Annotated in this window: 25 protein-coding genes; 11 read left to right on the top strand and 14 right to left on the bottom strand. The window is 64.8% G+C overall.

The window, feature by feature from the left end:
- Positions 1 to 5: 5 nt before the first annotated feature.
- Positions 6 to 407, bottom strand: coding sequence for a hypothetical protein (locus BTO02_RS26680; protein ID WP_075160135.1), 402 nt, complete (start codon positions 405 to 407; stop codon positions 6 to 8).
- 178 nt (positions 408 to 585) lie between these two features.
- Here BTO02_RS26680 and BTO02_RS26675 point away from each other — a divergent pair, with 178 nt between their 5' ends.
- Positions 586 to 1,101, top strand: coding sequence for a BspC domain-containing protein (locus BTO02_RS26675; protein ID WP_075160134.1), 516 nt, complete (start codon positions 586 to 588; stop codon positions 1,099 to 1,101).
- Between the two features lie 65 nt (positions 1,102 to 1,166).
- Here the strand turns inward: BTO02_RS26675 and BTO02_RS26670 are convergent, their stop codons facing one another.
- Genes BTO02_RS26670 through BTO02_RS26660 form a run of 3 tightly spaced genes read right to left on the bottom strand, consistent with a single transcriptional unit; the run spans position 1,167 to position 4,679 of the window.
- Positions 1,167 to 1,904: an MmgE/PrpD family protein gene (locus tag BTO02_RS26670; protein ID WP_075160133.1), complete on the bottom strand. Its 738-nt coding sequence runs from the start codon at positions 1,902 to 1,904 to the stop codon at positions 1,167 to 1,169.
- The gene (locus BTO02_RS26665; protein WP_075160132.1) at positions 1,897 to 3,252 is read right to left on the bottom strand and encodes an MmgE/PrpD family protein; all 1,356 of its coding nucleotides are present in this window, start codon (positions 3,250 to 3,252) and stop codon (positions 1,897 to 1,899) included. Before BTO02_RS26665 ends, BTO02_RS26670 begins: the two co-directional genes overlap by 8 nt.
- Positions 3,249 to 4,679: an MFS transporter gene (locus tag BTO02_RS26660; RefSeq protein WP_075160131.1), complete on the bottom strand. Its 1,431-nt coding sequence runs from the start codon at positions 4,677 to 4,679 to the stop codon at positions 3,249 to 3,251. Before BTO02_RS26660 ends, BTO02_RS26665 begins: the two co-directional genes overlap by 4 nt.
- Before the next feature lie 237 nt (positions 4,680 to 4,916).
- On the opposite strand from BTO02_RS26660, the gene BTO02_RS26655 reads away from it, so the two are divergent.
- Entirely contained in the window at positions 4,917 to 5,636 is a 720-nt protein-coding gene (locus tag BTO02_RS26655; RefSeq protein WP_075160130.1) for a GntR family transcriptional regulator, read from the top strand.
- A 187-nt stretch (positions 5,637 to 5,823) separates the two neighbouring features.
- Positions 5,824 to 6,795 (top strand): hypothetical protein, encoded by a 972-nt coding sequence (locus BTO02_RS26645; protein WP_156883994.1) that lies wholly within the window; start codon positions 5,824 to 5,826, stop codon positions 6,793 to 6,795.
- Between the two features lie 146 nt (positions 6,796 to 6,941).
- Here BTO02_RS26645 and BTO02_RS26640 read toward each other — a convergent pair whose 3' ends face one another.
- Together BTO02_RS26640 and BTO02_RS26635 are read right to left on the bottom strand one after the other, a co-directional pair.
- Positions 6,942 to 7,475: a DUF302 domain-containing protein gene (locus BTO02_RS26640; protein WP_232243686.1), complete on the bottom strand. Its 534-nt coding sequence runs from the start codon at positions 7,473 to 7,475 to the stop codon at positions 6,942 to 6,944.
- Positions 7,472 to 8,455 carry a TlpA family protein disulfide reductase gene (locus BTO02_RS26635; RefSeq protein ID WP_232243685.1) on the bottom strand — a complete coding sequence of 328 codons (984 nt, stop codon included), beginning with the start codon at positions 8,453 to 8,455 and terminating at the stop codon, positions 7,472 to 7,474. Before BTO02_RS26635 ends, BTO02_RS26640 begins: the two co-directional genes overlap by 4 nt.
- Positions 8,456 to 8,650: 195 nt before the next feature.
- Between BTO02_RS26635 and BTO02_RS26630 the strand changes: the two genes are divergently transcribed.
- Both BTO02_RS26630 and BTO02_RS26625 read left to right on the top strand, forming a co-directional pair.
- Positions 8,651 to 9,268 (top strand): glutathione S-transferase family protein, encoded by a 618-nt coding sequence (locus tag BTO02_RS26630; RefSeq protein WP_075160127.1) that lies wholly within the window; start codon positions 8,651 to 8,653, stop codon positions 9,266 to 9,268.
- 32 nt (positions 9,269 to 9,300) lie between these two features.
- On the top strand, positions 9,301 to 11,511 hold the full coding sequence (locus BTO02_RS26625; protein WP_075161411.1) for a 2Fe-2S iron-sulfur cluster-binding protein: 2,211 nt from the start codon (positions 9,301 to 9,303) through the stop codon (positions 11,509 to 11,511).
- 27 nt (positions 11,512 to 11,538) lie between these two features.
- Here the strand turns inward: BTO02_RS26625 and BTO02_RS26620 are convergent, their stop codons facing one another.
- From BTO02_RS26620 to BTO02_RS26605, 3 genes are all read right to left on the bottom strand, one after another.
- Complete coding sequence (locus tag BTO02_RS26620; RefSeq protein WP_075160126.1) at positions 11,539 to 12,999, bottom strand: mechanosensitive ion channel family protein; 1,461 nt, start codon at positions 12,997 to 12,999, stop codon at positions 11,539 to 11,541.
- Between the two features lie 324 nt (positions 13,000 to 13,323).
- Complete coding sequence (locus tag BTO02_RS26610; protein WP_075160124.1) at positions 13,324 to 13,734, bottom strand: FKBP-type peptidyl-prolyl cis-trans isomerase; 411 nt, start codon at positions 13,732 to 13,734, stop codon at positions 13,324 to 13,326.
- Between the two features lie 102 nt (positions 13,735 to 13,836).
- Positions 13,837 to 15,231 (bottom strand): FAD-dependent oxidoreductase, encoded by a 1,395-nt coding sequence (locus BTO02_RS26605; protein ID WP_075160123.1) that lies wholly within the window; start codon positions 15,229 to 15,231, stop codon positions 13,837 to 13,839.
- Between the two features lie 274 nt (positions 15,232 to 15,505).
- On the opposite strand from BTO02_RS26605, the gene BTO02_RS26595 reads away from it, so the two are divergent.
- On the top strand, positions 15,506 to 15,748 hold the full coding sequence (locus BTO02_RS26595; protein WP_156883993.1) for a hypothetical protein: 243 nt from the start codon (positions 15,506 to 15,508) through the stop codon (positions 15,746 to 15,748).
- A 34-nt stretch (positions 15,749 to 15,782) separates the two neighbouring features.
- Here BTO02_RS26595 and BTO02_RS26590 read toward each other — a convergent pair whose 3' ends face one another.
- Positions 15,783 to 16,793, bottom strand: a complete 1,011-nt coding sequence (locus BTO02_RS26590; protein ID WP_075160120.1) for a LysR family transcriptional regulator — start codon at positions 16,791 to 16,793, stop codon at positions 15,783 to 15,785.
- Positions 16,794 to 16,904: 111 nt separating this feature from the next.
- Here BTO02_RS26590 and BTO02_RS26585 point away from each other — a divergent pair, with 111 nt between their 5' ends.
- The 4 genes from BTO02_RS26585 (at position 16,905) to BTO02_RS26570 (ending at position 20,296) form a co-directional block, all read left to right on the top strand.
- Entirely contained in the window at positions 16,905 to 17,219 is a 315-nt protein-coding gene (locus BTO02_RS26585) for an NIPSNAP family protein (protein ID WP_075160119.1), read from the top strand.
- 22 nt (positions 17,220 to 17,241) lie between these two features.
- Positions 17,242 to 18,228, top strand: coding sequence for a D-2-hydroxyacid dehydrogenase family protein (locus BTO02_RS26580; protein ID WP_075160118.1), 987 nt, complete (start codon positions 17,242 to 17,244; stop codon positions 18,226 to 18,228).
- 129 nt (positions 18,229 to 18,357) lie between these two features.
- A complete protein-coding gene (locus BTO02_RS26575; RefSeq protein WP_075160117.1) occupies positions 18,358 to 19,674 on the top strand; it encodes an MFS transporter in 1,317 nt (438 codons plus the stop codon).
- Between the two features lie 226 nt (positions 19,675 to 19,900).
- The gene (locus BTO02_RS26570) at positions 19,901 to 20,296 is read left to right on the top strand and encodes a hypothetical protein (RefSeq protein ID WP_075160116.1); all 396 of its coding nucleotides are present in this window, start codon (positions 19,901 to 19,903) and stop codon (positions 20,294 to 20,296) included.
- 153 nt (positions 20,297 to 20,449) lie between these two features.
- Here the strand turns inward: BTO02_RS26570 and BTO02_RS26565 are convergent, their stop codons facing one another.
- Positions 20,450 to 20,740 (bottom strand): DUF4148 domain-containing protein, encoded by a 291-nt coding sequence (locus BTO02_RS26565; RefSeq protein ID WP_332262279.1) that lies wholly within the window; start codon positions 20,738 to 20,740, stop codon positions 20,450 to 20,452.
- A gap of 533 nt (positions 20,741 to 21,273) precedes the next feature.
- Between BTO02_RS26565 and BTO02_RS26560 the strand changes: the two genes are divergently transcribed.
- On the top strand, positions 21,274 to 22,008 hold the full coding sequence (locus tag BTO02_RS26560; RefSeq protein WP_075160115.1) for a FadR/GntR family transcriptional regulator: 735 nt from the start codon (positions 21,274 to 21,276) through the stop codon (positions 22,006 to 22,008).
- 54 nt (positions 22,009 to 22,062) lie between these two features.
- Here the strand turns inward: BTO02_RS26560 and glcF are convergent, their stop codons facing one another.
- From glcF to glcD, 3 genes are all read right to left on the bottom strand, one after another.
- Complete coding sequence (glcF, locus tag BTO02_RS26555; protein ID WP_075160114.1) at positions 22,063 to 23,292, bottom strand: glycolate oxidase subunit GlcF; 1,230 nt, start codon at positions 23,290 to 23,292, stop codon at positions 22,063 to 22,065.
- A gap of 79 nt (positions 23,293 to 23,371) precedes the next feature.
- Positions 23,372 to 24,439: a glycolate oxidase subunit GlcE gene (gene glcE, locus BTO02_RS26550; RefSeq protein ID WP_075160113.1), complete on the bottom strand. Its 1,068-nt coding sequence runs from the start codon at positions 24,437 to 24,439 to the stop codon at positions 23,372 to 23,374.
- Positions 24,439 to 25,938, bottom strand: coding sequence for a glycolate oxidase subunit GlcD (gene glcD / locus BTO02_RS26545; protein WP_075160112.1), 1,500 nt, complete (start codon positions 25,936 to 25,938; stop codon positions 24,439 to 24,441). The genes glcE and glcD overlap by 1 nt, the downstream gene beginning before the upstream one ends.
- Positions 25,939 to 26,087: the final 149 nt, after the last annotated feature.

Below are 26,087 nucleotides of genomic sequence, written 5' to 3'. Positions count from 1 at the left end.
AAAGGCTACCGGCTTCGCTTAACGCTGGCCGGCGCGATCGTTGCGGCGGGCAGCGTGCAGGCGCGCACCATCGCCGCGTAAAGCGGGTCTGCGACACGCCGCTCGAAGAATTGAACGAGCGTCGCACCCGAACCGGGCCTGAGCCTCACTCCGATCCGCACGCCGCTAAAGAACGATTGCGCCTGCAGCATGACGACCTTGTCGCGGCGCACACGATGCAGATGGCGCGCGCTGGCTTGCCACTTCGCCGCGATACAGTCGGCGACCGCCGCGACCGTCGCATGCGAACGCACGGTCCACGCAGGCGGCCTCGAAAATACGCTGTCCTTGTTCGAACAGGCCGTCGCAACCAACATGACAAGGCCCAGTGCGGCGAGCAGATTGAAAAATGGAAGGCGGCTTCTCATTGCATAATGCGCGGCGGCAGCGGAACTTTCACCATATTAGCTGGCCACATCGTCCAATGCGCGACAAACCGCCATACAAATCGACACACAACCGCTACGCACAGCGCGACACCGTCCAGTCGTCGCGGCTGCGCGGTATTCATGGATTCAACCGTCTCACTCGCCTCTCTTACCCGTCATGAAAGGATTTGTCGTTCCCATCGCCCTTACCGGCGCTCTGCTGATTCTCCAGGCCGCGTCCTCGCATGCCCAGGATGCGATTCCCGAGGACTACGCCTATCTCACCCACATCAACGTCCGCCCGGCGGTCATCAATTGCATCGCGGAAATCGACCGCTGGATCCGCACTGCAACACGCTACGACACGTTTCTCGCACCCGACGTGCGTCTGCTGAAGGCGAAGATTCGCGACGTGGACGCCAGCACGCAGGCTTCCGCCACGCAAAGCGCTGCACAAATCCCCGCGCAAAGCACCGCACAAGACCTCGCGCAGAGCATCCCGCAGAGCGTGCCACAAAGCGCTTCGCAGCCCGGTACCGCCGAGCCGCGCCCATCGCAGGTCGATTCGACCGTGACGATTCACGGCTCGGCGAGAACCCGCAAGCGCAACGCGTGGGTGCCGGCGATCGCCAGGTGCGGCTTCTGGCATTCGCATGTCGTGTCCGTCACGCTGGAGCCCTTCTCAGCGCGCTGATCGCGCGGCGGCGAGCACAGCTCATGCGCAGCGCAAGTACGGCTCACGCATGGGCCATGCACGACTCACTGAGCCGACAGCCACTCGTCGCCGAGACCCTCGGTGATCGCCGCCGCATCGAACCGGTACGCCATCAGCGCGGCGAAACCGCGCCGGCCGTCGATCGAAGCGGGCGCGCTCGTGAAGCCATGCTTCGCCATCAGCGCGGCCTCGATCGCATCGGCGGCCGCCTTGCCGACCTCGAGCCCCGCGAGCGGCAGCCCCGCGTTATGGGCAAGTCCCGCCGCTTGCGTCGCCGCGATCCCGAGCGCGTTGCGCGTGCGCGTTTCGTCGAGTTTCAGGATGCGCGCGACCGCGAGCACGGCGCCGAGCACGCCGAGCGCCGATGCAACGTTCCAGCGCGCGCGAAACTCGTCGCTGTCCACCGCATGGCGGATGCGCAGCGCGGCTTCGATGCCGACCGCGGCGGCGGCCGCGAGATCGTCGGCATCAGCCGACATCAGTTCGCCGATGGCGACGACGGCGGCCAGCACCGGCGTCGCCTCGGTCGCGGACGCCTCGTTCGCGAGCGTCGCACCGAGCGCCCACGATTGCACGCGCGTGTCGTTCGGTCCGCTGCCCTGCGATTGCAGCAGCGCGGCGGTCTGCCGGCCCGCCTGGTTCAGCGACGCGACCTTCGAACGCGCATGCCCGACGGCACGCGCCGCGGCAGCGACGGCGCGCGCGCCGCGTTCGGTGAGCGGGCCCGACGCGAACCGGACCAGCGCGTCGGATACGGCGGAGTGAGCAGCAGGGTTATGCATGATTCGATTCCTTCGTCGTGGTGCAAAGCGCGAAAAGTCCATCGAGGTTCGCCGCGTCGGCAAGACCATCGACAAGCGCCGCGAGCTTCTGCGCAGTGCCGTTGCCAAGCAGCGGATCGACCAGCAGACGAACCTTGTTCAGCAGTTCGTCGTCGGTGAGCGGGCGCGCGAGACTACCGCGCGCATGCTCGACGTGATGTTTGACGCTCGTGCCATTCTTCAGGCGCGCTTCGATGAACACTTCGTCGCGGTTCACCGACGCATCGGGCGCTAGCGTCGTTTTTGCACGCACGGACCTGACGTCGTCCTGCACAACGCGCGCATCTTCGTACTGCGCGATGCCGACCACCTTGTCGCACAACGCGGCAGCCACGCCGTGAATGGCACTGAAGCGCGCCTGCAAGCCGTCCTTCGGCTGCGGGTTGCCCATCAGCTCCGGTACGAGCGGATGGCAACGCAGCGCGATCGCCTCGATGTCGGCCGGGTTCGAAATCTTTTCCGACAGCGCGAGACCGCCATCGATCGCCGGATGCGCGACGATGCCGCACGGATACGGCTTGTACGTATTGAACAGCAGTTCCCAGCGCTCGCCGAATGCACCGATCATCAGATCGAAATCGACTTTGGTCGACATCGAATGCGAATAGCCGCCTTGCGCTTCGAAGATATCGGCCTGCGCGCGTTGTCCCGTCTTCGCGAGACGCGCAGCCGCGATACCGTTCGACGCTGCCTTGCCCGGGTGATAGGGCTTCGTCATCGTGCCGAACGCCTCGCGATGGCCGACGAACATCGAGGCGGCGATGCCGACCGCGTCCGCGAGTTGCGCTTCGTCGAGGCCGAGCAGCAGGCCCGCCGTGAACGCGCAACCGATCACGCCGCAGGTACCCGTGATGTGCCAGCCGCGGTCGTAATGCTCCGGCGAGATCGATACGCCGACGCGCAGTTGCGCCTCGCAGCCGAGCGCGAATGCGCTTAGCGCCGCGGCGCCGGTCGGCTTCGTTTCGGGCGCGAGCGCGGTCAGCACCGCGAGCACCGACGCGGCCGGGTGAATCACGGTCGCGAGATGCGTGTCGTCGAAATCGTCGAGATGGCCGGCAAAGCCGGTCGCCAGCGCCGAGAAATGCACATCGACGCGTTCGGTGCGGCCCGGCACCGGCGCGAGCGCGGCCACGCGCAAGTCGCGCGCGGCCCCGAGAATCGCATCGACGCCCGGATGACGCGACGCGCCGATCGACGTTCCGACCACATTGATGAACGAACGCCGGGCCTCCCGTTGGACGTCGGCGCGCAGCGGACGCTGCGCGAGCGCGTAAAGGCCCTGCGCGAATGCGGCGGCGGCAAAACTCATTGAGACAACTCCTCGAGACGAACGCCGTTGGTCTTCGGGCCGAGCACGCCGACCATCACGACGATCACTAACATGGCTGACGAAATCAGCACGAACACGGCGGTCACGCCCGACTGCTTGAGCAAGGCCGCCACCCAGAACCCCACGAAAATCGAACTGACCCGGCTCCAGCTGAACACGAAGCCGACCGCGCGGGCGCGGATGCGGGTCGGATACAGCTCGGCCTGGTACGTGTGGAAAATGCCGATCAGCCAGTTATTCGCGACCGTCACCGCGCTGCCACAGATCAGGATCAACGCGGGCTCGCGCGCCTGGCCGAACAGCACGCCGGCCACCGCCACGACGAACGCGCAGCCCACCAGCTGCCATTTGCGCTCGAGCCGTTCCGCAAAAATCATTGCGCCGATCGCACCGAGCGGCGTCGCAAACGCGATCACCATCGTGTAGAGCAGCGAGTGCGTGATCGTGATGCCCTTCGAAAACAGCAGCACCGGCACCCAGGAGCCGAAGCCGTACACGCCGAAGGTCTGGCAGAAGTTGAACAGCGACAGCATGATCGTGCGCGGCAGATAGCGGCCCTTCCACATCTCGGCCCACGCCCCCTTGTCCGTGTCCGATGCAGGGGCGCGCGCGTCCGCCCTTGCGGCATCGGCCTTAGGCGCGGCGAGCGGCCGGCCCGTTTCGGCGACCACGCGGGCTTCGATCGCATCGACGATCGCGCCTGCTTCCTCAGTGCGGCCCTTGCTTTCGAGCCAGCGCGGCGACTCCGGCAGGCCGCGCCGCACGAACCAGATCGCGATCGCGCCGGCCGAACCGATGATCATGACCCAGCGCCAGCCCTCGAGGCCGAGCACGGTACGCGGCACGAGCGCATACGCGAGCACCGCGACGACCGGCACCGACGTAAGAATCACGAGAATGCTGAACGCCATGTAACGGCCGCGCGTCTTGTACGGCGTGAGCTCCGAGATGTAGGTATCGACCGTCAGCAGTTGCACGCCGATGCCCGCGCCCGCGACGAAACGCCATACGTCGAGCAGTTCCGGCGAAGTCTGGAAGGCCGCAATGAAAGTCGCGATCGAGTAGATGACCATCGCCGCCGTAAAAACCGCGCGCCGTCCGTAGCGGTCCGTGATCCCGCCAAGCGCGACGGTGCCCAGAAACATGCCGGCAAAGAACGAACCGAGAAAACTCGCAAAGCCGTTGACGTCGAACAGACTGGCCGTCGTCGCCCGGTACAGGCCGCTGCGAATCAGGCCGAGCGACACATACGCCGCCATGAAGAGTTCGTAGAACTCGAACCAGCCGCCGACCGCGATGCGCGCCACGAGCCCTCTGAAATAGCGCGTGGGCGGCAGCCGGTCGAGGCGCGCCGAAACGCTCGCGTGACCGTACCCGGCGGTGGCGAGCTCCTTATCCATATACATCGACGTCTCCTGTCTTCCAATGGGAAGTGTGTGCTTTTAGAAACTTTAGTGTCGACACTTAAATGCATTATGCGGCGACTTTCTAGTAAACTCAAGCGATCCATTAGCGAAGTGTCCACACTTTACGTGCGTAACGGTCGAGACAAGCGCTCGGGAAGCGTGTCTGCGGCCGTTGCTGGTTTGTTAGAATCTGGCCCCATGCAATGCATCGGCGCCAGTCGAGCGAGGAAACAGACAATGGTCAGGGATGGGGACAGGAACGTGGCGGCGGGCCTCGCCACGGGTACGACGCCGCTTGAGGAAGCCGATTCGCCACGCGTGGCCGAAATCGTCGACTGGGTCGCGCGCGGCATTATCGAAGGACGCCTGAGGCCCGGCGACGACCTCAATTCGGTGGACCTCGCAAGGCGCTTCAGCGTGAGCCGCACCCCGGTGCGCGAGGCGCTTTTCGTGCTGAGTCGCGAAGGGCTCGTCGACTGGTCGCCGCGGCGCCGGCCGCGCGTGTCGACACTCGATATCAAGGACGTACGCGAGATCTATCAGCTGCGCGCGGTGCTGTATGAACAGGTATCCTACGCAATCGTCGAACACGCTACCGACGACGACATCGCCGCACTGTGGCGCGCCCACAAGCGTCTCGCCGACGTTGCGGCGCGCGACGACGTGGATGGCTATTTCTGGGCGAATGTCGCATTTCGAGACGAAGAACTGCGCGTCTGCCGCAACAACATTTTCAGGGAAGTGCTCGACACGCTGAAGATGCGCACGAACCGGCTGCGCCATCTGAGCACGTCGTTGCCGGGCCGTTTGCAGCGCTCGTGCGCCGATCATCAGCGGCTGTGCGAGGCGTACGAGGAACGCGACGGCACGCTCGCGGCGGCGCTCAACCGCTCGATCGTGCTCGGCGCGCTGCATGCGATCGAGCTCGCGTGGGAAAAGGAACCGGAGAAATTCTGAATGCGTTGCATACGCAGGCGCGCCCGGTTGCGCCACGTGCATCGTGCGCCCACTCGCTCATAGCACCACATCGCCGCGCCAATCTCTGAGTAAATCACGCTAACGCGCAGCGATCGACCGATTGCGCCGGCCGCGGCCCTGCGACGGCGCGCGACGGGCTTGCGCGCCTTTTCCAGGAGCGCTCGCGATGATCGTCCTTCCCCCGTTGCATGGTCAGGTGCATGTCGAGCCAGGCAGGACAGGCTCGGCGGAAATTCCCGCGCCGCTGCGTCGAATCGACACGCCAGGCGTCGAGCGTGGTCACGAGGCACAAGCCGAACATGGGTCACGCGATGCCGGGACCGCTGCGAGCGGGCCGCAACGTGCGGCTAGCTTTCGTGGCGCCGGACGGCAGGCCGCTGCACCGATGGCTACCGCCGGCACGCGCAGCGGCACGCTGCCCGATGCATACATCGGCGCGCCGCGCGGCAACCTGACATTCGATCCACGGAACGCCCACGTGCTGATGGACGAGTCGAGGCAACAGTATGTAGCGGTCGGAAAACACTACTACGCGATCCGTAACGACCCGGCAAACGGAACGTGGCGCGTGGTTCAGCCACAGGACCCAACCAAACCCGGCATCCCGATCCGGCCTGACCGGGCGGGCGAATGGCAAGTCCATCGCGACGTCGGCCTGCCGGCCGGACGCCCGCTCCTCACGCGCGCGCAGATAGACAACGATCTTCGTGAGACGCGAGCGACACTCGACGATCTGCTAGTCCGGCGCCTCGACGCACGGCAGAACATTCGCGATACGTACGACCTGACCGGCAGATACGAAACGTTTCGGCAGCAGATGCGCGCCGATCAGCAATCGCTACGCGACGATATCGACTTGCAGCAGGGCATGTCCGATTTTTTCGCACGACAGATCGGGCGTGGCAATGCCGATCCCTCGTATCAGACCGCGTTGGAACAGGCAAGGCTTCAGATCGAACGAAGACGCGCATCGATGCAATCGCTGCAGCGATTGATCGACGACGCCGACACGCACATCGACACCTTGCGCTCGCGTATCGCGGGAACGAGTGCGGACCTCGATCACATCCGCGAGTCGATCGCGCGGGCCGATCGGCGCATCGACGAACTCACGTCGCAATTGAACGACTTCGGATAGCGATGCCGCGCGAAGAGCAGCCGCAGCGAACCGATCATCGGGCCACTGGCGTGTCAGTGGCCCGCCCGGCGTTCGCAGAAACCCGGATCGCGCAACAGGCCACAGGCGCCCGCGCCGCCAGACGGTTCAGGGCCGCACGCGATGCGCTACTGCCCCGCCACCGCGCGCAGCAACGCCGGCACCGGCTGCAGCGGCGCAAGCAGCGCCGCGTCGACGCCGTACGCGGCGAGCGTCTTCGTCACATCCTGATAGTCGATATGGACATGCCGATCGGCGTCTTCCCACACCACGGCCCTGAGCGGCAACTCGAGCGCCGCATGCGGGTGCGCGGCCATCACCGGCGTGCCGGCTTTCGGATTGCCGAACAGCAGGAGCCGCGTGGGACGCAACGGCATGCCGACGCCGGCAGCCGCTTCGCTCTGGTCGATATCGGCGAACAGCGTGAGCCTGCGCGCCGCAAGCGTGTCGCGCAGACGCGCGACCGTGGTCGCGAAATCGTATCGACTTTGCAGCGTGACGAGCGATGCGGGACTCGCATCGGGTGTGTCGGCTCGGGCAGTCATGACAGGCTCCAACGAGTAGATGAAAAACATGGCCGATGCGGCAAGCGCAACCCGCCGCACTTTCTGGCTTGCGCGGTGCCGCCACGCGTCGACCGCGGGCGCACCGCAGCCGTTCATCGCGCGGCCTCCTGCTTTTGGGCCGGCACGGCAGGATAAAACCGTTCGAGCGCGGCTTCGAACGTCGCACGCGAAAACGGCCCGAGATGCCGCGCAAGCAGCCGGCCGCGCGCATCGTAGAAGAGCGTGGTCGGAAAACCGGCCGCTTCGACCGCGCGCGCGACCGCAAGGTTCGGATCGAGCATCGAGTTCGCGATACGAATGCCTTGCGAGTCGAGATAGTCGTCGACCGTCGCCTTCGCTTCGCCCTGATTCACGAACACGACGTCGATGCGCGCGTGATCGGCTTGCGCCCGCGCGAGCACCGGCATCTCGGCGCGGCACGGCGGGCACCACGTCGCCCACAGATTGACGACGAGCGGTTTGCCGTCGTTGCGCGCGAGCGGCTGCAACTGGCCGGCGCTGTCGACGAGCGAAACCTGCGGCACGCTTTGCGGCGCCTGCGCGAATTGAGCGGCCGCGCTCGCCGCGCTCCAGGTCGCGACACCGGCCGCCACCGCGATCAGCAGCGGCCTGCGCAACGCGCGGCGGCGAAGCATGATCCACGCGAGCACGCATACGCCGGCAGCGGCGCCTGCAAGCAGGTCGAAACCGAGATCGCGGAAATCGAGCATCTTGCCGATGCTGCCTTCATAGCCGGGCAGATAGCGTCCGACGAACACGAGCCGCGCCACGACGAGCCCGACAATCAGCGTGTTGAAGATCGACTGGTCGATCCTGGCCGAGGCGCCCTCGTCGTCGCCCGTTGTGCGTCTTGTCGCAAATCGGCCGGCCGCCAGTGCAGCGAGCACGCTCGCAAACAGGATCAACGGCCCTGCCGGCAGTGAAACAAATCCGAGATTCATCGATAACCACGCCTCGTCGAGGAATAAACAAGCCCGCCTGGAGTGTAGCCGCGCGCGACCCGCCGCGGCATGCCCGAACGGATCATCGATATGCTCGCGCGGCTCAGACGCGCGGCAGCGGCCTGCCGCGATCATCCGTGATCGGCCGTGATAGGCCGCAACCGGCCGCGATAAGCCGCTCACGCCCGCCCGACAGGCTTCCCGTGCATTCTTCTCGTAACGAGAAAAATGCTTTGGGCCCGCCGCGTATTCAGAATTGCGCGCCCCGTTCCTACACTGCATACGAGCGATCCGGATTGTCCGGACCCTCCATCAGACACGAGACCGCCCATGAAACTGTATTACCACCCATTGTCCGGACATTCGCACCGCGCCCATCTGGGTCTGTCGCTGCTCGGTATTCCGCATGACCTGACCGAAGTGAATCTGGCGCAAGCCGAACATAAATCGCCGGAATTCCTGAAGCTGAACCCGTTCGGACAGATTCCCGTGCTGATCGATGGGGACACGGTGATTGCAGATTCGAACGCGATTCTCATCTACGCGGTGCGCAAATTCGGCAAGACCGAGTGGCTGCCGCAGACGCCGGCCGGCGAAGCCGCTGTGCAACGGTGGCTGTCGGTGGCGGCGGGCGAGATTGCTTACGGACCGTGCGCCGCGCGTCTGATCACGGTATTCGGCCGCGCCTTCAACGCCGACGAAGTGATTGCGCGCGCACACCGCGTTCTGGGCCTGATCGACGAGACGCTGACGGATCGCGCATTCATCACCGGCGCGACGCCGACGATCGCCGACATCGCGCTGTACAGCTACGTCTTCGGCGCGCCCGAAGGCAACGTCGATCTGTCCGGTTACCCGCAGGTGCTCGCATGGCTCGCGCGCATCCAGGCGTTGCCTGGCTTCGTCGCGTTCAAGGAATCGCCGGCCGGACTCAGGGCCACGCAGTAAGAAAGCAACCGCGAAGGAGCGTAATGATGGACATGTCCGCACCCGTTTTGCTCGATGAGCCCGGATCGACCTGGCATGCGGGCGAAGTCGCGCTGCAGCGGCAAGCCGGCGTTGCCGACCGGATGAAGGATCTCGGGCGGCGCGTGGTGCGCGACCATATGCCTGACCAGCATCGCGCGTTTTTCGCTCAATTGCCGTTCGTCGCGCTCGGCTCCGTGGACCGCGACGGCGACGTATGGGCCACGTTGGTCGCGGGCAAGCCGGGCTTCGCGCATTCGCCCGATTCGCACCGGCTGCGCGTCGACGCGATGCCGGAGCCGCGCGACCCGGCCGCCGCCGGCGTGCACGAAGGCGCCGCCGTGGCGCTGCTCGGCATCGAACTGCATACGCGCCGGCGCAACCGGATGAACGGCATCGTGCGCGAGTCGAGTGCGGCCGGCTTCGCGGTCGATGTCGCGCAAAGTTTCGGCAATTGCCCGCAGTACATCCAGATCCGCAACTTCGCGTTCACGCGCGAGCCGGCGGTGGCGTCCGACGCCGAGCCGGTCATCGGCAACGAACTGACCGAACGCGCGCGCGAGATCATTGCAGCTGCCGATACGTTTTTTGTTGCATCGTATGCGGACCGCGGCGGCGCCGATGTGGACCACCATGCGGACGGCAGCGGGCGCGGCATCGCGGGCAGTATCCCGGACAGCGAGGCCAGGCACGCCGCTGCCGTTTTGCGCCGCGAGGTCGACGTGTCGCATCGCGGCGGCAACACGGGCTTCGTGCGCATCGGCGCGGACGGCGTGCTGACCATTCCCGACTTCGCGGGCAATCTGTTTTTCGCGACGCTCGGCAATATCCTCGCGAACGGCCGTGCGGGCCTCGTGTTCGTCGACTTCGCGACCGGCGACCTGCTGCAGATTACGGGCGACGCATCGGTCGACGTCGATTCTGCGGAAATCGCCGCGTTTCAGGGCGCCGAACGGCTGTGGCGCGTGAAGCCGCGCCGCGTGGTTTACCGTCCGCGCGCGCTGCCGCTGCGCTGGGTATTCAACGAAGACGGCTGGTCGCTGAACTCGCTGATGACCGGCAATTGGACCGAAGCCGAACATCGTCTGCAAGCGGCTGCGCTGGCCGATGCATGGCGGCCGTTCAAGGTCGCGCAAATCGTCGACGAAAGCACGACGATCCGGTCGTTTCATCTCGAACCGGTCGACGGCGCCGGCGTGATTCCGCATCAGGCCGGGCAATATCTGCCGATTCGCGTCGCGCTGCCCGATCAATCGGATGCGCGAGATGCAGCGGGCACAGCGAAGACGGTGCGCAGGACATACACGATTTCATCGGGGCCGGCCGACGGCGGCTATCGGCTCAGCGTCAAACGCGAAGGCGTGGTCTCGCGCCATCTGCACGATACGCTGCGCGTGGGCAGCGTGATCGAGGCGCGCGCGCCCGCGGGCCGCTTCACGATCGATGCGCATGAAGAGCGCCCTGCCGTGCTGCTCGCGGCCGGTGTCGGCATCACACCGATGGTCGCGATGCTGCGCCATATCGTCTACGAAGGCCTGCGCACGCGGCGCATGCGGCCCACGTGGCTGTTCCAGTCCGCGCGCACGCTGCACGAGCGCGCGTTCACCGGCGAAATCGACTATCTCGCGAGCGTGTCCGGCGGCGCGGTGCAGGTGGTTCGCGTCGTGTCGGATCCGCAAGACGGCCGCCGCGGCAAGGACTTCGATCACAGAGGGCGCATCGACCTCGATCTGCTGCGCGCAACGCTGCCGCTCGACGACTACGATTTCTATCTGTGCGGACCGGCCGGGTTCATGCAATCGCTGTACGACGGCTTGCGCAAGCTCAATATCGCCGACGAGCGGATTCATGCGGAAGCGTTCGGACCGTCGGGGCTCGAGCGCACGCATGACGGAAAGGCCGCGGCCGCGACGACGCCACCCGTCGCCGGGCATGCGGCTGCGACCGAACCGACGCGCGTCGTGTTCGCGAAGTCCGGCAAGCAGGCAACATGGAGCCCGGCCAGCGGTTCGCTGCTGGAATTGGCCGAAGCGCAAGGATTGTCGCCGGAATTCAGTTGCCGCGGCGGTAGCTGCGGAACGTGCCGCACCGCGATTCTCGAGGGCGCAGTCGCTTATGCGAGCGTGCCCGAATTCCCGGCCGGCGAAACCAAAGCGCTGATTTGCTGTGCGGTGCCGGCGCGCACGGAGGCTGCCGCCGATGCGCCGCTCGTGCTCGACCTGTAACGCGGCACGCCCAGGCTCAGCGTGGGTTCAGAACGTCAGATCGTGCAGCTTGCGCATGCCGTCGAGCAGCCACTGAAGCACGCCTTGCTCCGTATGCGCGGCGGGCGCCACGGACGATGAAATGCGGCTTAGCTTGTCCTGCCGGCGCGCGAGCAGTTCGCACATTTCTCTCGCGACATCGGGATTGCGCTTGAGCAGCGGCGTCAGGTCGTCCTTCTTCAACCGGTAGACGACCACGCGGCTCAACGCGGATACTTCGACGCGTACCGGCATGCCCGCAAGCAGCCCCTGTTCGCCCATCGTGTCGCCGGGTCCAAGCCGCGACACTTCGATCTTGCCGCCGTTCGCATCGTCGAGCGTCACGCTCAGAATGCCCGATTCGACGATCGTCAGACACTCGGGCACGACTTCCCTGGTCAAAAGAACGTCGTCGGCTTCGTATTCCTTGCGCGTCAAAAGCGGCGCGAGATCGTGCAATTCATCGCGGCTCAAGGTCGAAAACAGTTCGACACGCCGCAGCAGCGCTTCGCGCGGATCGTCGATCATCGCCGGCGCGGCCGGCACGCTGAGCGGCCGCAAATCGACCCCCGCGGAAGCGAGATGCCGGTAGCACAGATCGAGTAGCTCGTTGGTGACCGACGTCTTCTTGCCCATGTCGTCGACGAAGCCGGTCACTTCGTAGAGCACCGAATTGACGGTGCTGTGCTTGGCCGCCACATACGGCGCCGGGTCCGACATCAGCGACGTGACGCTTCTCACGGCCCGTTCGAGCGCGCCGATCACCGTCGCGGGCCGCTCCTGCGGCGAAATTTCGAGGCTCACCTTCACGCCGTGCAGCGCACCGGGCCGGCTGTTATTCGTGATCTTCGTTTTTGCGGCCACCGCATTCGGGACGATCACGACGTTGCCCTGCGAGGTCAGCAGATGCGTGGCGCGCCAGTTCATTTCGACGACGCGGCCTTCGACATCGTCGACCGACACCCAGTCGCCGATCTGATACGGCTCGGTCGTATTGAGCACGATGCCCGCGAACACGTCGCTCAAGGTGCTTTGGATCGCAAGACCGAGCACGATGGCCAGCGCGCCCGAGGTCGCGACGAGCCCGCGTATCGGCAGCTCGAGCACGAAGCCGAGCGACGCGACGATCGCCGCGAGAAACACGAGTGCGCCGAACACGTCCTGAAAGAGCCGCTGGCGGCGCCACGCGCGCGGCAACAGCAGCGTGTCGAGCGCCTGGCCGAGCAGGCGCGCGCCCATCAACCACCAGATGATTTCGAGCACCTGCCCCAGCACATGCTCCGACATCGAGCCGAAGCCGGGCGCTTGAGTAAACGGGCTCAAGCCCGACGCAAAGAGCACATAGCTGAGCGCCGCGAACAGCAGCAGCCGGACGACGAGCCGCGCGACTTCGTGCGCCGGCAGACGGAATCGCCATACCGCGAGATCGACCGCAAGGATCGCATAGCCGATGATCAAAGGATGGTCCAAGGCGCCTCCATGCGATGAGTGCGACGACGCCGGCCGCAGCCCACCCGATGATCGCCGCGGCGGCAAGCTGCCGCGCGGATGCGCGACTGCTCACAGTAACACGCGAGACGAGTTTTTCGATGTATGCCCCGTCGCACGCCGTGTTGCGCAGGACGGAACACGCGCGGCCTGCGCGCTCACGGGGATTCAGGCGCGCACAGACGGAGATGTCGATGACCGATGCATGAAGGCCGCATGAGCGTTGCTTGCACAACGCTTATGCGGCCTGTGGGATTCGACTGCGGCAATACCGGAACAGATGAGCGCGCTCGAGCGCGGCCCGGCTTACTTGACGATGCCGACCAGCTCGACTTCGAAGATCAGGTCGCTGTTCGGCGGAATCACGCCGACGCCGCGCGAACCATATGCGGTTGCGGCCGGACACGTGAGCTTCGCTTTCTCGCCGACTTTCATCGTCGCGACGCCTTGCGTCCAGCACGGAATCACGCGCGACAGCGGAAACTCGGCCGGGCCGCCGTGTTTCGCGGAGCTGTCGAACTCGGTGCCGTTGGTCAGCGTGCCGCGGTAGTTGACGCGCACGACGTCGGCGGCAGTCGGCTGCGGACCGTTGCCCGGCGTCAGATGTTCGACCGTCACGCCGGACGGCAGCTTCTCGGTCGAGCCCTGGGCCGCGCATGCGCTGCCGGCAGCGGTGGCGAAAACGGCGGCGGTCAGCGCGCACAATGCAAATTTCATCAGATTCTCCTCGTGAATGGCCGGCGCTATTGTAGCGAATCGGATCCGGCCGGTTTGAATCACGCGGAGCTTGCACGCGCGCGGTGAAGCGTTGATGAACGCTCAGCCCGCACGCGCCGGCACGTTGCCGAGTAACCGTCCGAGCCCTTCAGCATAGGTGAGGTGTGCGATGACCGCATCGCGCAGCTTCGGATACGGCAGGCCCGCGAGCATCGCCGTCTGCATCGCGGCCATCACTTCGCCGGCTTCCGCACCGAGCATCGTGAAGCCGACGATGCGATCGTCGTCGCCGACCAGCACCTTCATGAAGCCAAGCTTTTCATCGGTCGCTTCGCCGCGCAGCACGTGCGCCATCGGCAGCTTGCCGACGCGCACCGGCACCTCGCGGCGCGCGGCTTCGCGTTCGTTGAGGCCGACATGCGCGAGCGGCGGATCGGTGAACATGCAGTACGGCACGAGCCGGTCCTGCGTGCTGCGCGTGCCGCCCGCCATGTTGTCGCGCACGATGCGGAAGTCGTCGACCGAGACATGCGTGAAGTGCGGGCTGCCCGCGCATTCGCCGATCGCCCATACGTCCGGCGCACTGGTCTGCAGGCGCTCGTTGACGCGAATATAGCCGCGCTCGTCGAGTTCGACGCCGAGCCGGTCGAGTCCGATACCGGCCGTGTTCGGAATGCGCCCGGTCGCAACGAGCAGATGGCTGCCTTCGACGGTTCTTTCGCTGCCGCCCACACGCGCCGTCACACGCACGTCCTTGCCCGACTTCCCGGCCACCTTCGTGGTCTGCGCATCGAGCAGCAGCTCGATGCCTTCGCCGCGCAGAATATTCTGCACTTCCTCGGCGATATCGGCGTCTTCGCGATGCATCAGATGCGGGTTGTGATCGACGATCGTTACGCGGCTGCCGAAACGCCGCAATGCCTGGGCCATTTCGATACCGATATAGCCGCCGCCGAGCACGATCAGATGTTCGGGTAACTGATCGAGTTCGAGCGCCTCGATATGCGTAAGCGGTTGCGCATCGGCGAGGCCGGCGATGTCGGGTATCGCCGCATGCGAGCCGACGTTGATCACGACCTGAGTGCCGCTTAGCGTGCGCGTGCCGCCTTCGTTGAGCGTCACTTCGATGGTCTTTGGCGAGACAAACTGGCCGCGGCCCATGATCAGTTCCGCCCCGCTCGATTGATAGAACGCCAGATGCGCCGCGTCTTCGCGCGCGATCATCTCGCGCTTGCGCTGCCGGACCTTCGCGAGATCGGTCTTCACGGCGCCCGTGACCGTGCCGAATTCGGCCGCATGCTGCGCGACATGCGCGACGCGTGCACTCCAGATTTCGTTCTTGCTCGGCAGACATGCGACCGCCGGACACGAACCGCCGACCCATTGACGCTCGACCACCGCGACGCGCTGGCCCGCATTGCCGAGGTGCCACGCGAGCAGCTTGCCGCCCTGACCGCTTCCGAGGATGAGCGTGTCGACCTGTTCCAGTTTGGACATTCCTCTTCTCCGTCGTGACTTCATGAAAAGGCCCGTGCGAATTCAAAACGGGCAGGTCATTGTCGCGGTCCGTCAGCGCGGGTTCTGTACAAAACGCGCCACGTTTAGCGAGATCGCACTTTGCGGGTTCTTGCGCATTTCCGGATTCCGGATGGCGGGTCATCACTGTGCGCTCATTCAGCGGCACTACGCTCTTCAGTATCCGGCTCGACGCGACAAGGGACACGCGAGACGGATGAATCAGACGAATCAGCTTCGCATTCAGGAGTAGAAAATGAGCTTTGCTCCCTCGTTATCGTTATTCGTTGGGCTGGGCGTCATGGCCGGCGTGCTGTCGACCGCGCTGGCGATCGCGATCGACCGCATCGACGCGCGCATTGCACAACGCTCGTGTGAAAAAGCCATCGCTTCGCGCCGCGCGCGCAAGGAACGCGATGCCCAACGCGCATGGAAAACACACCGCGACGAATTGCGCCATATCGCGATGAATATCGCCGCCGCAAAGGCCGCCGACTGACCGGTCGGCGGCGCGCTGCCGTGGGCCGGCGCCGCTAGGCTTTGCGCGGCGCAACCTCGGGTCCGGCCGCCGATGCATCGCCCAGCAGCGCCGGGTCGACGCGCACGCCCGGAAAACGCGCCAGTTGCGGCACCGCTGCGCGCACGAACTGCAGCATCGTCGCCGCGGCGGGCGACAGCGATTTGCCCTGCCTGCGCAACACGCCGACCGTGCGTGTCAGCACCGGCTGCGACAGAAGGCGCAGCTTTAGCGTGTCGAGCGGCGCGCGTTGCGCCGCCAGCGCCGACATGATCGATACCCCGACTCCGCGTGCCACGAGCGTTTCGATCGTCGACGTATTCGATACGCGATAGCGCGGCTCGCGCACCTCCACGCTCAGGCCCGCTGTGCGGCTCAACTGATACTGCATGCCGAGATCGGGACTGAAGCCGATGATGCGGTAACCGTCGATGTCGTGCCACGACAGTTCGCCGTCGCTTTCGGCAAGCGCGTGATGGGGGGCGAACACCACGCCGAAACTGTCTTCGAAAAGCGGTTCGAACACGAGTTCGGGGTCGTGCTCCCACGGGCTGCAAATGCCGAAGTCGACGTCGCCGTTGATAATGCGCTGCTGCACCGTTTCCGAATTGTCTTCGCGCAGATAGATGTCGATATTCGGGTACGCATCGATATAAGCCGCGACCGCCTCCGGCAGCAGCAGCGCCATCACCGACGGCACCGCCGCCACGCCCACCTTGCCGCGCTCGCGTTTGCCGAGCGCGCGCATCGTGCGGACCGACGAATCGAAATCCTGCAACAACCTTTCTGCCGAAGGCAAAAACTCGCGGCCCGCCTGCGTCAGATCGAGCCGGCGCGTCGAGCGGTCGAACAGCGCGACGCCAAGGTCGTCCTCAAGATGCTGGATCGTCAGGCTCAGCGCCGACTGCGTGACGAACAGCGACTCCGCCGCGCGCGTCAGGCTCCGATGCAGCGCGACCGCAACGAATGCGCGGATATGGCGAATCGAAAGGCGTTTGGAAGTTTTATTCAGCGATTTGTCATTCATCGATTTTGCTCGTGAATCAAGCGAATTTTATCGATTGTATTACTCCATCGAGCGCCACTAGACTCGCCGCATGACTCAATGAAGCAATGATCGATTGAAGGAGACACACGGATGTTGGTGGATTTGCGCCGCTACACGATCGTGCCGGGCCAGTTGAAGGCCTATCTGGCGCTGTACGAAAAGTACGGCTTGCCGGTACAACGCCGGCATGTGGGCGACCCGCTCGGCTATTTCATTTCCGAAGTGGGCACGCTGAACCAGGTCGTACACCTGTGGGGCTACGAAAGTTTTGAAGACCGTCAGCGGCGCCGCGCCGCGATGGAAGCGGACCCGGACTGGGCCGAATACAAAAAGATGACCGCCCAGGGCTATATCGAGCGTCAGGAAAATCAGCTCGTGATGTCGGCCCCCTGGTCGAAGATCTGAAAGACCCGCACGGAGACCACCCATGAAAGTGATCATTTCAGACGACTATCAGGATTGCGTGCGCACGCTCGACTGCTATGCGAAGCTGGCCGCGCAGTTCGACGTCGAGATCCATAACGACACGCTCGAATCCATCGATGAGCAGGCGAAACGTTTCGCCGATGCCGACGCACTGCTGCTGATTCGCGAGCGCACGCCGGTAACGGCCGAGCTGCTCGCGCGCCTGCCGAAGCTGAAGTTCATCAGCCAGACGGGCCGCGCCGCGAATCACGTCGATCTCGCCGCCTGCACGGCGCGCGGCATTCCCGTCTCGGCGGAAGGCTCGGCGACGACGGCCGCAGCCGAACTGACGTGGGCGCTCGTCATGGCATCGATGCGCAAGGTGCATGTCGAAGCGAACCGGCTGAAGTCGGGCCTCTGGCAAGGTCATCTCGGCATCGGGCTCAAAGGCCGCACGCTCGGCATCGCCGGCTACGGCAAGATCGGCAGCGTGGTCGGCGGTTACGGGCGCGCGTTCGGCATGCGCGTCGTCGCGCTCGACGATCACGAAACCTCGCGCGCGGCCGCACTGGCCGACGGCATCGAAAGCGAAAGCGACCGGCAGAAGTTTTTCGCGCAGGCGGATGTGGTGTGCTGCCATCTGCGTCTGCTGCCGGCCACGCGCGGCTCGATCACGCTGCAGGATCTGTCCGCGATGAAGCCCACCGCGCTCTTCGTGAATACGAGCCGCAGCGAAGTGGTTGCGCCGGGCGCGCTCGAAACGGCACTGAAGGCAGGCCGGCCCGGTTTTGCCGCAGTGGACGTCTATGAACACGAGCCGATCTATGGCGCTGCCCATCCGCTGATCAAGCTCGACAACGTGCTTGCCACGCCGCATATCGGTTACGTCGAAAAAGACACGTACGAGCACTACTTCGGCATCGCAATCGATCAGCTGCTCGCATGGCGCGAGGGCAAGCCGATCAATGTGCTCAATCCGCAGGCGGTCGAGGGCGCCCCGGCCCGTTGAGCCCACGCTGGCCGTGCGTTTCGCCGGTGCGGGTTGCGCGCGGCGTACGGCAGTTGAAAGCCGGATGTTGTAGAAACCCAAAATTGCGCGGTCGTGAGAAGGCCGTTCGCGCCGCTTAGGAGACAGACCTTGGACCACTCTTTGGAAGCATCGACGATCAGCCGCGTCTACCGACGCCTCGTGCCGTTGCTGTTCGTGCTGCTCATCATCAACTACATGGACCGCGTCAACGTCGGCTTCGCCGCGCTGCGCATGAACCATGAGCTCGGCTTCAGCGCATCCGTGTTCGGCCTTGGCGCCGGCATCTTCTTTATCGGCTACGCACTGTTCGAAGTACCGAGCAATATCGCGTTGCATCGCTTCGGCGCGCGCATGTGGATTTCGCGAATCATGGTGACGTGGGGACTCGTTTCCGCGGGCCTCGCATTCGTCCATTCGCAAACGTCGTTCTATGTGCTGCGCTTTCTGCTCGGCGTCGCCGAAGCGGGCTTTATTCCGGGCGTCGTCGCGTACCTCGCCTACTGGTTCCCGGTGCGCTACCGCTCGCGTGCAAACGCCGGCGTGATCATGGCCACGGCCGTCGCGTCGGCCATCGGCTCGCCGCTGTCCGGTCTGCTGATGCATGCGCTCGACGGCGTGCACGGCTACTCCGGATGGCGCTGGATGCTGCTGCTCGAAGCGGTGCCGGCGGTCATTCTCGGCTTTTTCGTGCTGTTCTGGCTCACCGACCGTCCGCAACGCGCAACGTGGCTGCGCGACGATCAACGTGCGTGGCTCGTCAACGAACTCGAGACCGAAGCATCGAAACTCACGAAAACCGCCAGCCTGCCGTTCATGAAAATCGCGGTCATGGGGCGGGTATGGAGCCTGTCGCTGCTGTTCGTCTGCTTCCTGACCGCGTTTTATGGCGTGCTGCTGTGGCTGCCGCAGATCGTCAAGAACATGGGTACGTCGACCGATCTGCAGGTCGGCTTCCTGAGCGCGCTGCCGTTCTGCTGCGCGGCCGTGTCGATGTATCTGGTCGCGCGTCATTCGGATCGCGTCGGCGAGCGCCGCATGCATATCGTGATCTGCATGGCGATCGGCGGCCTCGCGCTGCTTGCCTGCGCATTCGTGTCGCAACCGCTGATCGGTCTGATTCTGCTGTGCATCGCCGCGGCCGGCATCTGGGGATGCCTCGCGGTGTTCTGGACACTTACCGGCGAATTCCTCACGGGCGCCGCCGTGGCGATCGGCATTGCGCTGATCAACACGATCGGCCAGTTCGGCGGGTTGCTCGGGCCGTGGCTCGTCGGCATCATCAAGGACTTCACGGGGAACTTCGGCGCAGCGCTGATCGCGCTTGCCGTGGCCGCGTTCCTTGCCGCGCTGATCGCATTCCTGCTGCCCGAGCGCGCGACGGTGCAGGAAAGCGAAGCGCTGTCGGAATCGAGCGCGTTGCAGTAAGCATCTGGTGTGACTGCGTTGAAATCACTGCATTGATCTCACTGCATTAACCCTCGCTGCATGAAACTCATGCTGGAAATGCGCGCCGCGTGGCACTTCGAGTGCGCACGCGGCGCGCGCAAATGAAGTTCAAATGTGCGATGCTTGCGGCTCTTTCATGCGCCGCGCGGCTGCCCTGCCCGCCTGGCCTCCGCATGAGCCTGTTCCGCCCGCCATTCACCACCCGATGACCACACCGCCCCTTCTCGACTTCGCCGCACTGAGCGAACTCGCCTCGCGCTCGGAAGCCGTGACGATCGCATGCGCGTGCCACGCGACGCCGACCGACGGCTGGCAAACGCTGCCGCTGTCGATGCCCGAAGCGCAATTGCGCGAAGCGGGCACGCTCGCGGAACAACACCAGGACGACGCGACCTTCGCCGAATATCATCCGCACGGCACCCGTTACTGGTCCGCCGATGCGCCGATCGCACCGCGCTATTTCCCGTACAACCGCTGCACGGTGTCGGAGTGCACGGTATGCGGGCGCAGCTATTTACGCTATGTCGAGGGCGGCGGCTATTTTGTCGATCAGCGCATACGTCAATTGAAGGCGTCGTTGCTCGTCGATGCGGCGCTGTGAGGATCGAGTGGCGCGCGCCGGCGCAAACAACATTGAATCACGCGGCACGCGCCCCCAACCTCTCGTTGTCCCACTCCACTTCGAACGCCCTGCGCTTCGCCCGGTCGCGCCCTGGCAACCCGCCTTCACGTACCGCGAACACCGCGGTGCCCGTTATTTCGACGTAGCGCCCGCGCCCGCTGCCGACGTTCCCGCGGTGCCCGGACCATAGCCGGACGCTGCCGCCTGGGCCTGTTTCGCGGCAACACGTGCCTCCGCAGACTGGATCTCAGCCGGATATGAAGTTTCTGTATCGCCCTGATAGCCGGCAGCGCGCAACTGGGCCAGTTCGGCACGCACTTGCGCACGCGTGATGGTCGAGTGCTGCTGGGCGAATGCCGCGGCAGCCGGTACCGCGAGCACCGAAGCAACGAGGGACGCAACTAGAGCATGTCGGATCTTCATGATGAATAGCCTCTCAATGAATCAGATAGTGACCTTCGACGATCGGATGCGAACTCGCATTTCGTCGTTGGCTAAAGTCTAGTCATCACAGGCTCGGCGTTTAAGGGTAAATACGGACAGACTATGTTTACGCACAACGCAGTAATCGATGCGGACGAGCCCTTGGTCATACGGCGCCCCCAACTGCCTATTCTTGACACCACTGTTTAACTATGACGGCATCGACCGCGTTCGATGCGAAAAAAGGCGATACGTCTTTCGGCAACGGTGAAAGCGGTTCACGAGGCGATAGCGTGACCGATCCGTCGGCGCGCCTTGCCGGTGCGACGCGGCGGTGCCTCACGTCGCTAACCACCACTCCCCCGCGTATCAGCCGCAATTGACCGGACTCCTGTTACTGGCTACAGTTGCCCGTTGAAAAACCGTCGCGTTTTCACGGGCAGAGGTGCGGATTCAAGCTCGGATTCAAGCGCAGAATCAGGCACAGAATCAGGCGCAGGCCCAGGCGTACAGTCCATCAATTCAAGGCTCCGATGTCCTACACCCCTATCGTTCCGCCACCGCGATTCCGGCTCTCCGACGCGGTCTGCGACCAGCTCGAGCAGTTGATCGTCGACGGAACGCTGCGGGCCGGCGAAACGCTGCCGTCCGAGCGGGATCTGGCACAGAAGCTCAATGTCTCGCGCCCGTCGCTGCGCGAAGCGCTGCTGCGGCTGGAAGGCAGCAAGCTGATCCAGTCGAAGACGGGCGGCGGCTATGTGGTCGCGAACTCCACCGCGCCGCTGATCGCAGATCCGCTCGCGCATCTGATGGCGCGCCATCGCAAGGCGGCCGGCGATATTCTGGAAATGCGCGAAGGACTCGAGGCGGTGGCGGTCGAACTTGCGGCGGTACGCGCAACGAAGACGGACATCCAGAACATCAAGGAAGCACTTGCCGAACTCGAAACCGCATTCAGCAAAGATCACCCGTACGACGTCGCGGACGGCGGAGCCACGCTGCCGCAACTCGATGCCGCGTTCCATTTGCGGATTGCGGACGCCACGCACAACATTGTGCTCGTGCACGTGATGCACGGCATCCACAATCTCGTGCAGAAGTCGATCGAAGAAACGTACGCGACGTTTAAAAAACGTAACGCCGACCTCTTCTATCTCGTGCAGCAGCACCGCACGATCTACGAAGCGATCCGCAAGCACGATCCGGGCGCCGCGCGCAGCGCGCTCGGCACGCACCTCGAATTCATCCGCGAAAACGCTTCGCGCTAGGCGTCACCGTCGCGACCCTCGCAGGATTCGCGACGGCCCCGCGGCCGCACACGCTCATGCGTGCGCGAGCGCGTCCTCGACGATCTCGATCCAGTGCCTCACCGGCGTTCGTCCTGCGCCCGAAAGATGCGCCTGGCAGCCGATATTCGCCGTTGCGATCAGATCCGGCTTGCCGCTCTCGAGCGCATCGAGTTTGTTGTCGCGCAACTGCTTCGACAGCTCGGGCTGCGTAAACGAGTACGTGCCGGCCGAGCCGCAGCATAGATGCCCGTCGGGCACCGCCGACAATTCGAAGCCGAGCCGCTGCAGCACGCCCTCCACCGCGCCGCCCAGTTTCTGGGCATGCTGCAGCGTGCACGGGCAATGGAACGCCACGCGGCGTTCGGCTTCGGCGATACGCAACGCGTCGAGATTCTCCGCCGACAGCACTTCGACGAGGTCGCGCGTCAGCTCGCTCACACGCCGTGCCTTTTGCGCATAGCGCGGATCGTCGCGCAGCAGATGTCCGTACTCCTTGACGAAGGCGCCGCAACCGCTCGCGGTCTGAATGATCGCTTCGACACGGCCCGCTTCGATAGCCGGCCACCATGCGTCGATATTGCGGCGCGCACGGTCGAGGCCCGCCTGCTGCGCGTTCAGGTGGTAGTCGGTCGCACCGCAGCAGCCGGCTCGGGGCGCGTTTTCGATGCCGATGCCGAGCTTGTCGAGCACGCGCGCTGCTGCCGCATTCGTGTTCGGCGACAGCGACGGCTGCACGCAACCCTCGAGCATCAGCATCTGACGCGCATGACGTCGCGACGGGCGCGCCTTCGCGGCAATCCGTTGCGTCGGAATCTTGTCGCCAAGCGCTTTCGGCAACATGGGCCGCACCGCGCGGCCCGCCTTCAGCAGCGTATTGAACACGCCGGGGCGTGGAATCACATGGCGCAGCCCGGCGCGCAGCGCGCGCTCACGCAGCGGCCGCTCGATGCGGCTTTCGAGTTCCGCGCGACCGATATCGAGCAGCGAGTGATAGCGCACGCCCGATGGACACGTCGTTTCGCAATTGCGGCACGTCAGGCATCGGTCGAGATGTTCCTGCGTTTTTTCTGTCGCCGCCTCGCCTTCGAGCAATTGCTTGATCAGATAAATGCGTCCGCGCGGCCCGTCGAGCTCGTTGCCGAGAATCTGATACGTCGGGCACGTGGCATTGCAGAAGCCGCAATGCACGCACGAGCGCAGGATTTCATCGGCTTCATCGGCGCGCGGCAAACTGCGCGCGCGATCGGAAAGGTTCGTCTGCATGCGGTCCCTTGAATGGCTGCCCTTGCGCGGGCTCGTCTCATGAATTCGGGCGCGCCTGTTCGGGCGCGCGAATGCGGACTTACAGCTCGGCGTACATTCGCCCCGGATTGAAAATACCGTGCGGATCGAGCTTCTGCTTCAGTTGCCGGTGAAAACGCAGCAGCGCGGCCGGCAGCGGCTGAAATGGCTCGACGCCCGCAGCGGGTGTAAAGCACGTTGCGTGTCCGCCCGCCGATTCGGCGATACGCCGGATGCTCGAAGCGGGCGCATTGCTCTTGAGCCAGCGCTGCGCGCCGCCCCAGTCGAGCGCCGCCTCGCCGGGCAGCGCCTCGACGCCGATGTGATTCGGCACGGAAAGGCGCCACAAACATTCGGGACCTGCGAAAAACGGCAGCCGCTGTTCGCGCAGATCGGCCCAGAACGAAGCATCGATCGCGGCGCCGCCGATGCGCTGCGCGGCCGACTGCACCGAGGCCGTGCCGCCCTCGAGCCGCAGATAAAGCGCATCGCCGAGATGACACGCGCCGGTAACCGGTAAACCGGTTCGACGCCACTCGACGATCTTGTCGAGCGCATCGGCCGCGCTCATGTCGACGCGCAGGCAATGCTCGGCGCGCGGTTTCGGCAGCACTTTCAGCGACACTTCGGCAATCACGCCGAGGCAACCGAAACTGCCGGCCATCAGACGCGACAGATCGTAGCCGGCCACGTTCTTCATGACTTCGCCGCCGAAACGCACATACTTGCCTTCGCTCGTAATGAGCCGGCAGCCGAGCACGAAATCGCGCACCGCGCCGACCCACGGACGCCGCGGCCCCGACAACCCGCTCGCGACGGCGCCGCCGACGGTCGCCTCGCCGCCGAATTCGGGCGGCTCGCACGGCAGCATCTGGCCCGCCTCGTCGAGCACCGCATTCAGTTGCGCGACCGGCGTGCCGGCGCGCACGGTAATCACGAGATCGGTCGGGTCGTAGCTGACGATGCCGCGATGGCTACGCATATCGAGCGCTTCGCCTTCGACGGGCCGGCCCAGCGACGCCTTCGTATCGCCGCCGCGAATACGCAGCGGCACGCGCCGCGCGGCCGCCGAGCGCACCTGGTCGATCAGTTCGATGCTGCCGTCGGCGGGTTGAAGATCGCGGTGCATCAGAAACGCTCCAGTTCAGGAAAGGGCAATGCGCCGTGATGCACGTGCATCGCGCCGAACTCGGCGCAGCGATGCAGCGTCGGGATATTCTTGCCGGGGTTCAGCAGGCCTGTTTCGTCGAACGCGGCTTTTACCGCATGAAACACGGTCAATTCGTCGCTGCTGAACTGCGAGCACATCTGGTTGATCTTTTCGCGGCCCACGCCATGCTCGCCGGTAATGCTGCCGCCCACTTCGACGCACAGTTCGAGAATGCGGCCGCCGAGCGCTTCGGCGCGGTCCATTTCGCCGGGCACGTTTGCGTCGAACAGGATCAGCGGGTGCATGTTGCCGTCGCCCGCATGAAACACGTTAGCGACGCGCAAGCCGTATTCCGTGGACAGGTCCGCGATGCCTTTGAGCACACGCGGCAACTCGCGGCGCGGAATCGTGCCGTCCATGCAGTAGTAATCGGGGGAAATGCGTCCGACCGCGGGAAATGCGTTCTTGCGGCCCGCCCAGAAGCGCTGGCGCTCGCCTTCGTTCTGCGCGAGCCGCACGTCGGTCGCGCCTGATTCGCGCAGAATCGCGTCGACGCAGGCGATGTCTTCGTCGACGTCGGACTCCGCGCCGTCGAGTTCGCACAGCAGGATCGCTTCGGCCTCGACCGGATAACCGGCCTTGATAAAGTCTTCGGCCGCGCGAATCGAGAGATTGTCCATCATCTCGAGGCCGCCCGGAATCACGCCCGCGCCGATGATCTTCGCCACCGCGCCACCTGCTTTTTCGACGTCGTCGAAGCTGGCGAGCAGGACCTTCGCGCTTTGCGGCTTCGTCAATAGCTTCACGGTAACTTCGGTCACGACCCCGAGCATGCCTTCCGAGCCCGTAAACAATGCGAGCAGATCGAAACCCGGGCTATCGAGCGCTTCGGAGCCGAGCGTCAAGCGCTCGCCGTCGATCGTGATCATGTCGACGCGCAGGATGTTGTGCACGGTGAGCCCGTATTTCAGACAATGCACGCCGCCCGCGTTTTCCGCGACATTGCCGCCGATCGAACAGGCGATCTGCGACGATGGGTCCGGCGCGTAGTAAAGACCGTAAGGCGCCGCGGCATGGGAAATCGCAAGGTTGCGCACGCCGGGCTGCACGCGGGCCAGGCCGGCGTTCGCGTCGATCTCGACAATCTTGTTGAAGCGCGCCATGACGAGCAGGATGCCCTTTTCAAGCGGCATCGCGCCACCCGAAAGACCCGTGCCCGCGCCGCGCGCCACGACCGGAATGCGGCGCGCGTGCGCATATTTGAGCAGCGCCTGAACCTGCTCGACGCGTTCGGGAAGCGCTACGAGCAGCGGCGACGTGCGGTATGCCGACAGGCCGTCGCATTCGAACGGACGCACTTCCTCGCGCGAATGCAGCAATTGCAGGTCCGGCAGCAGGTGCTGCAGTTCCGCCACGACCGTTTCGCGGTCGTGCGACGCGAGCGCTCCATCGAGCTTCTCGTCGTAAAGGTAACTCATTGCGTCTCCTTCGGCTGGCTGGTCAACTGGTCGACCACCCGACCAGCTGTCAATGCTAGGGGCGTGTCAGCCACCCGGAAACCAGTAGAAACCCTGGCATCGCGTGAAATTCGCCGGCGCCCGCTTCGCACGCGTTAACCGTACAGCTT

Origin of the sequence: Paraburkholderia sp. SOS3, from assembly GCF_001922345.1 — a bacterium.
GTDB lineage: Bacteria > Pseudomonadota > Gammaproteobacteria > Burkholderiales > Burkholderiaceae > Paraburkholderia.
The sequence above is the reverse complement of the archived record's forward strand: the minus strand, read 5'-3'. Positions and strand labels throughout refer to the sequence as shown.

What these genes read in the sequence shown, in the direction of transcription:
- BTO02_RS26610 (WP_075160124.1), bottom strand. Translation starts at nt 13,734, where the DNA reads ATGAAATTTGCATTGTGCGCGCTGACCGCCGCCGTTTTCGCCACCGCT.
- BTO02_RS26595 (WP_156883993.1), top strand. Translation starts at nt 15,506, where the DNA reads ATGAGCTTTGCTCCCTCGTTATCGTTATTCGTTGGGCTGGGCGTCATG.
- BTO02_RS26640 (WP_232243686.1), bottom strand. Translation starts at nt 7,475, where the DNA reads ATGAACGGCTGCGGTGCGCCCGCGGTCGACGCGTGGCGGCACCGCGCA.
- BTO02_RS26580 (WP_075160118.1), top strand. Translation starts at nt 17,242, where the DNA reads ATGAAAGTGATCATTTCAGACGACTATCAGGATTGCGTGCGCACGCTC.
- glcD (WP_075160112.1), bottom strand. Translation starts at nt 25,938, where the DNA reads ATGAGTTACCTTTACGACGAGAAGCTCGATGGAGCGCTCGCGTCGCAC.
- glcE (WP_075160113.1), bottom strand. Translation starts at nt 24,439, where the DNA reads ATGCACCGCGATCTTCAACCCGCCGACGGCAGCATCGAACTGATCGAC.
- BTO02_RS26645 (WP_156883994.1), top strand. Translation starts at nt 5,824, where the DNA reads ATGATCGTCCTTCCCCCGTTGCATGGTCAGGTGCATGTCGAGCCAGGC.
- glcF (WP_075160114.1), bottom strand. Translation starts at nt 23,292, where the DNA reads ATGCAGACGAACCTTTCCGATCGCGCGCGCAGTTTGCCGCGCGCCGAT.
- BTO02_RS26630 (WP_075160127.1), top strand. Translation starts at nt 8,651, where the DNA reads ATGAAACTGTATTACCACCCATTGTCCGGACATTCGCACCGCGCCCAT.
- BTO02_RS26675 (WP_075160134.1), top strand. Translation starts at nt 586, where the DNA reads ATGAAAGGATTTGTCGTTCCCATCGCCCTTACCGGCGCTCTGCTGATT.
- BTO02_RS26560 (WP_075160115.1), top strand. Translation starts at nt 21,274, where the DNA reads ATGTCCTACACCCCTATCGTTCCGCCACCGCGATTCCGGCTCTCCGAC.
- BTO02_RS26605 (WP_075160123.1), bottom strand. Translation starts at nt 15,231, where the DNA reads ATGTCCAAACTGGAACAGGTCGACACGCTCATCCTCGGAAGCGGTCAG.
- BTO02_RS26670 (WP_075160133.1), bottom strand. Translation starts at nt 1,904, where the DNA reads ATGCATAACCCTGCTGCTCACTCCGCCGTATCCGACGCGCTGGTCCGG.
- BTO02_RS26565 (WP_332262279.1), bottom strand. Translation starts at nt 20,740, where the DNA reads ATGAAGATCCGACATGCTCTAGTTGCGTCCCTCGTTGCTTCGGTGCTC.
- BTO02_RS26585 (WP_075160119.1), top strand. Translation starts at nt 16,905, where the DNA reads ATGTTGGTGGATTTGCGCCGCTACACGATCGTGCCGGGCCAGTTGAAG.
- BTO02_RS26680 (WP_075160135.1), bottom strand. Translation starts at nt 407, where the DNA reads ATGAGAAGCCGCCTTCCATTTTTCAATCTGCTCGCCGCACTGGGCCTT.
- BTO02_RS26590 (WP_075160120.1), bottom strand. Translation starts at nt 16,793, where the DNA reads ATGAATGACAAATCGCTGAATAAAACTTCCAAACGCCTTTCGATTCGC.
- BTO02_RS26635 (WP_232243685.1), bottom strand. Translation starts at nt 8,455, where the DNA reads ATGATCGCGGCAGGCCGCTGCCGCGCGTCTGAGCCGCGCGAGCATATC.
- BTO02_RS26665 (WP_075160132.1), bottom strand. Translation starts at nt 3,252, where the DNA reads ATGAGTTTTGCCGCCGCCGCATTCGCGCAGGGCCTTTACGCGCTCGCG.
- BTO02_RS26625 (WP_075161411.1), top strand. Translation starts at nt 9,301, where the DNA reads ATGTCCGCACCCGTTTTGCTCGATGAGCCCGGATCGACCTGGCATGCG.
- BTO02_RS26570 (WP_075160116.1), top strand. Translation starts at nt 19,901, where the DNA reads ATGACCACACCGCCCCTTCTCGACTTCGCCGCACTGAGCGAACTCGCC.
- BTO02_RS26655 (WP_075160130.1), top strand. Translation starts at nt 4,917, where the DNA reads ATGGTCAGGGATGGGGACAGGAACGTGGCGGCGGGCCTCGCCACGGGT.
- BTO02_RS26660 (WP_075160131.1), bottom strand. Translation starts at nt 4,679, where the DNA reads ATGTATATGGATAAGGAGCTCGCCACCGCCGGGTACGGTCACGCGAGC.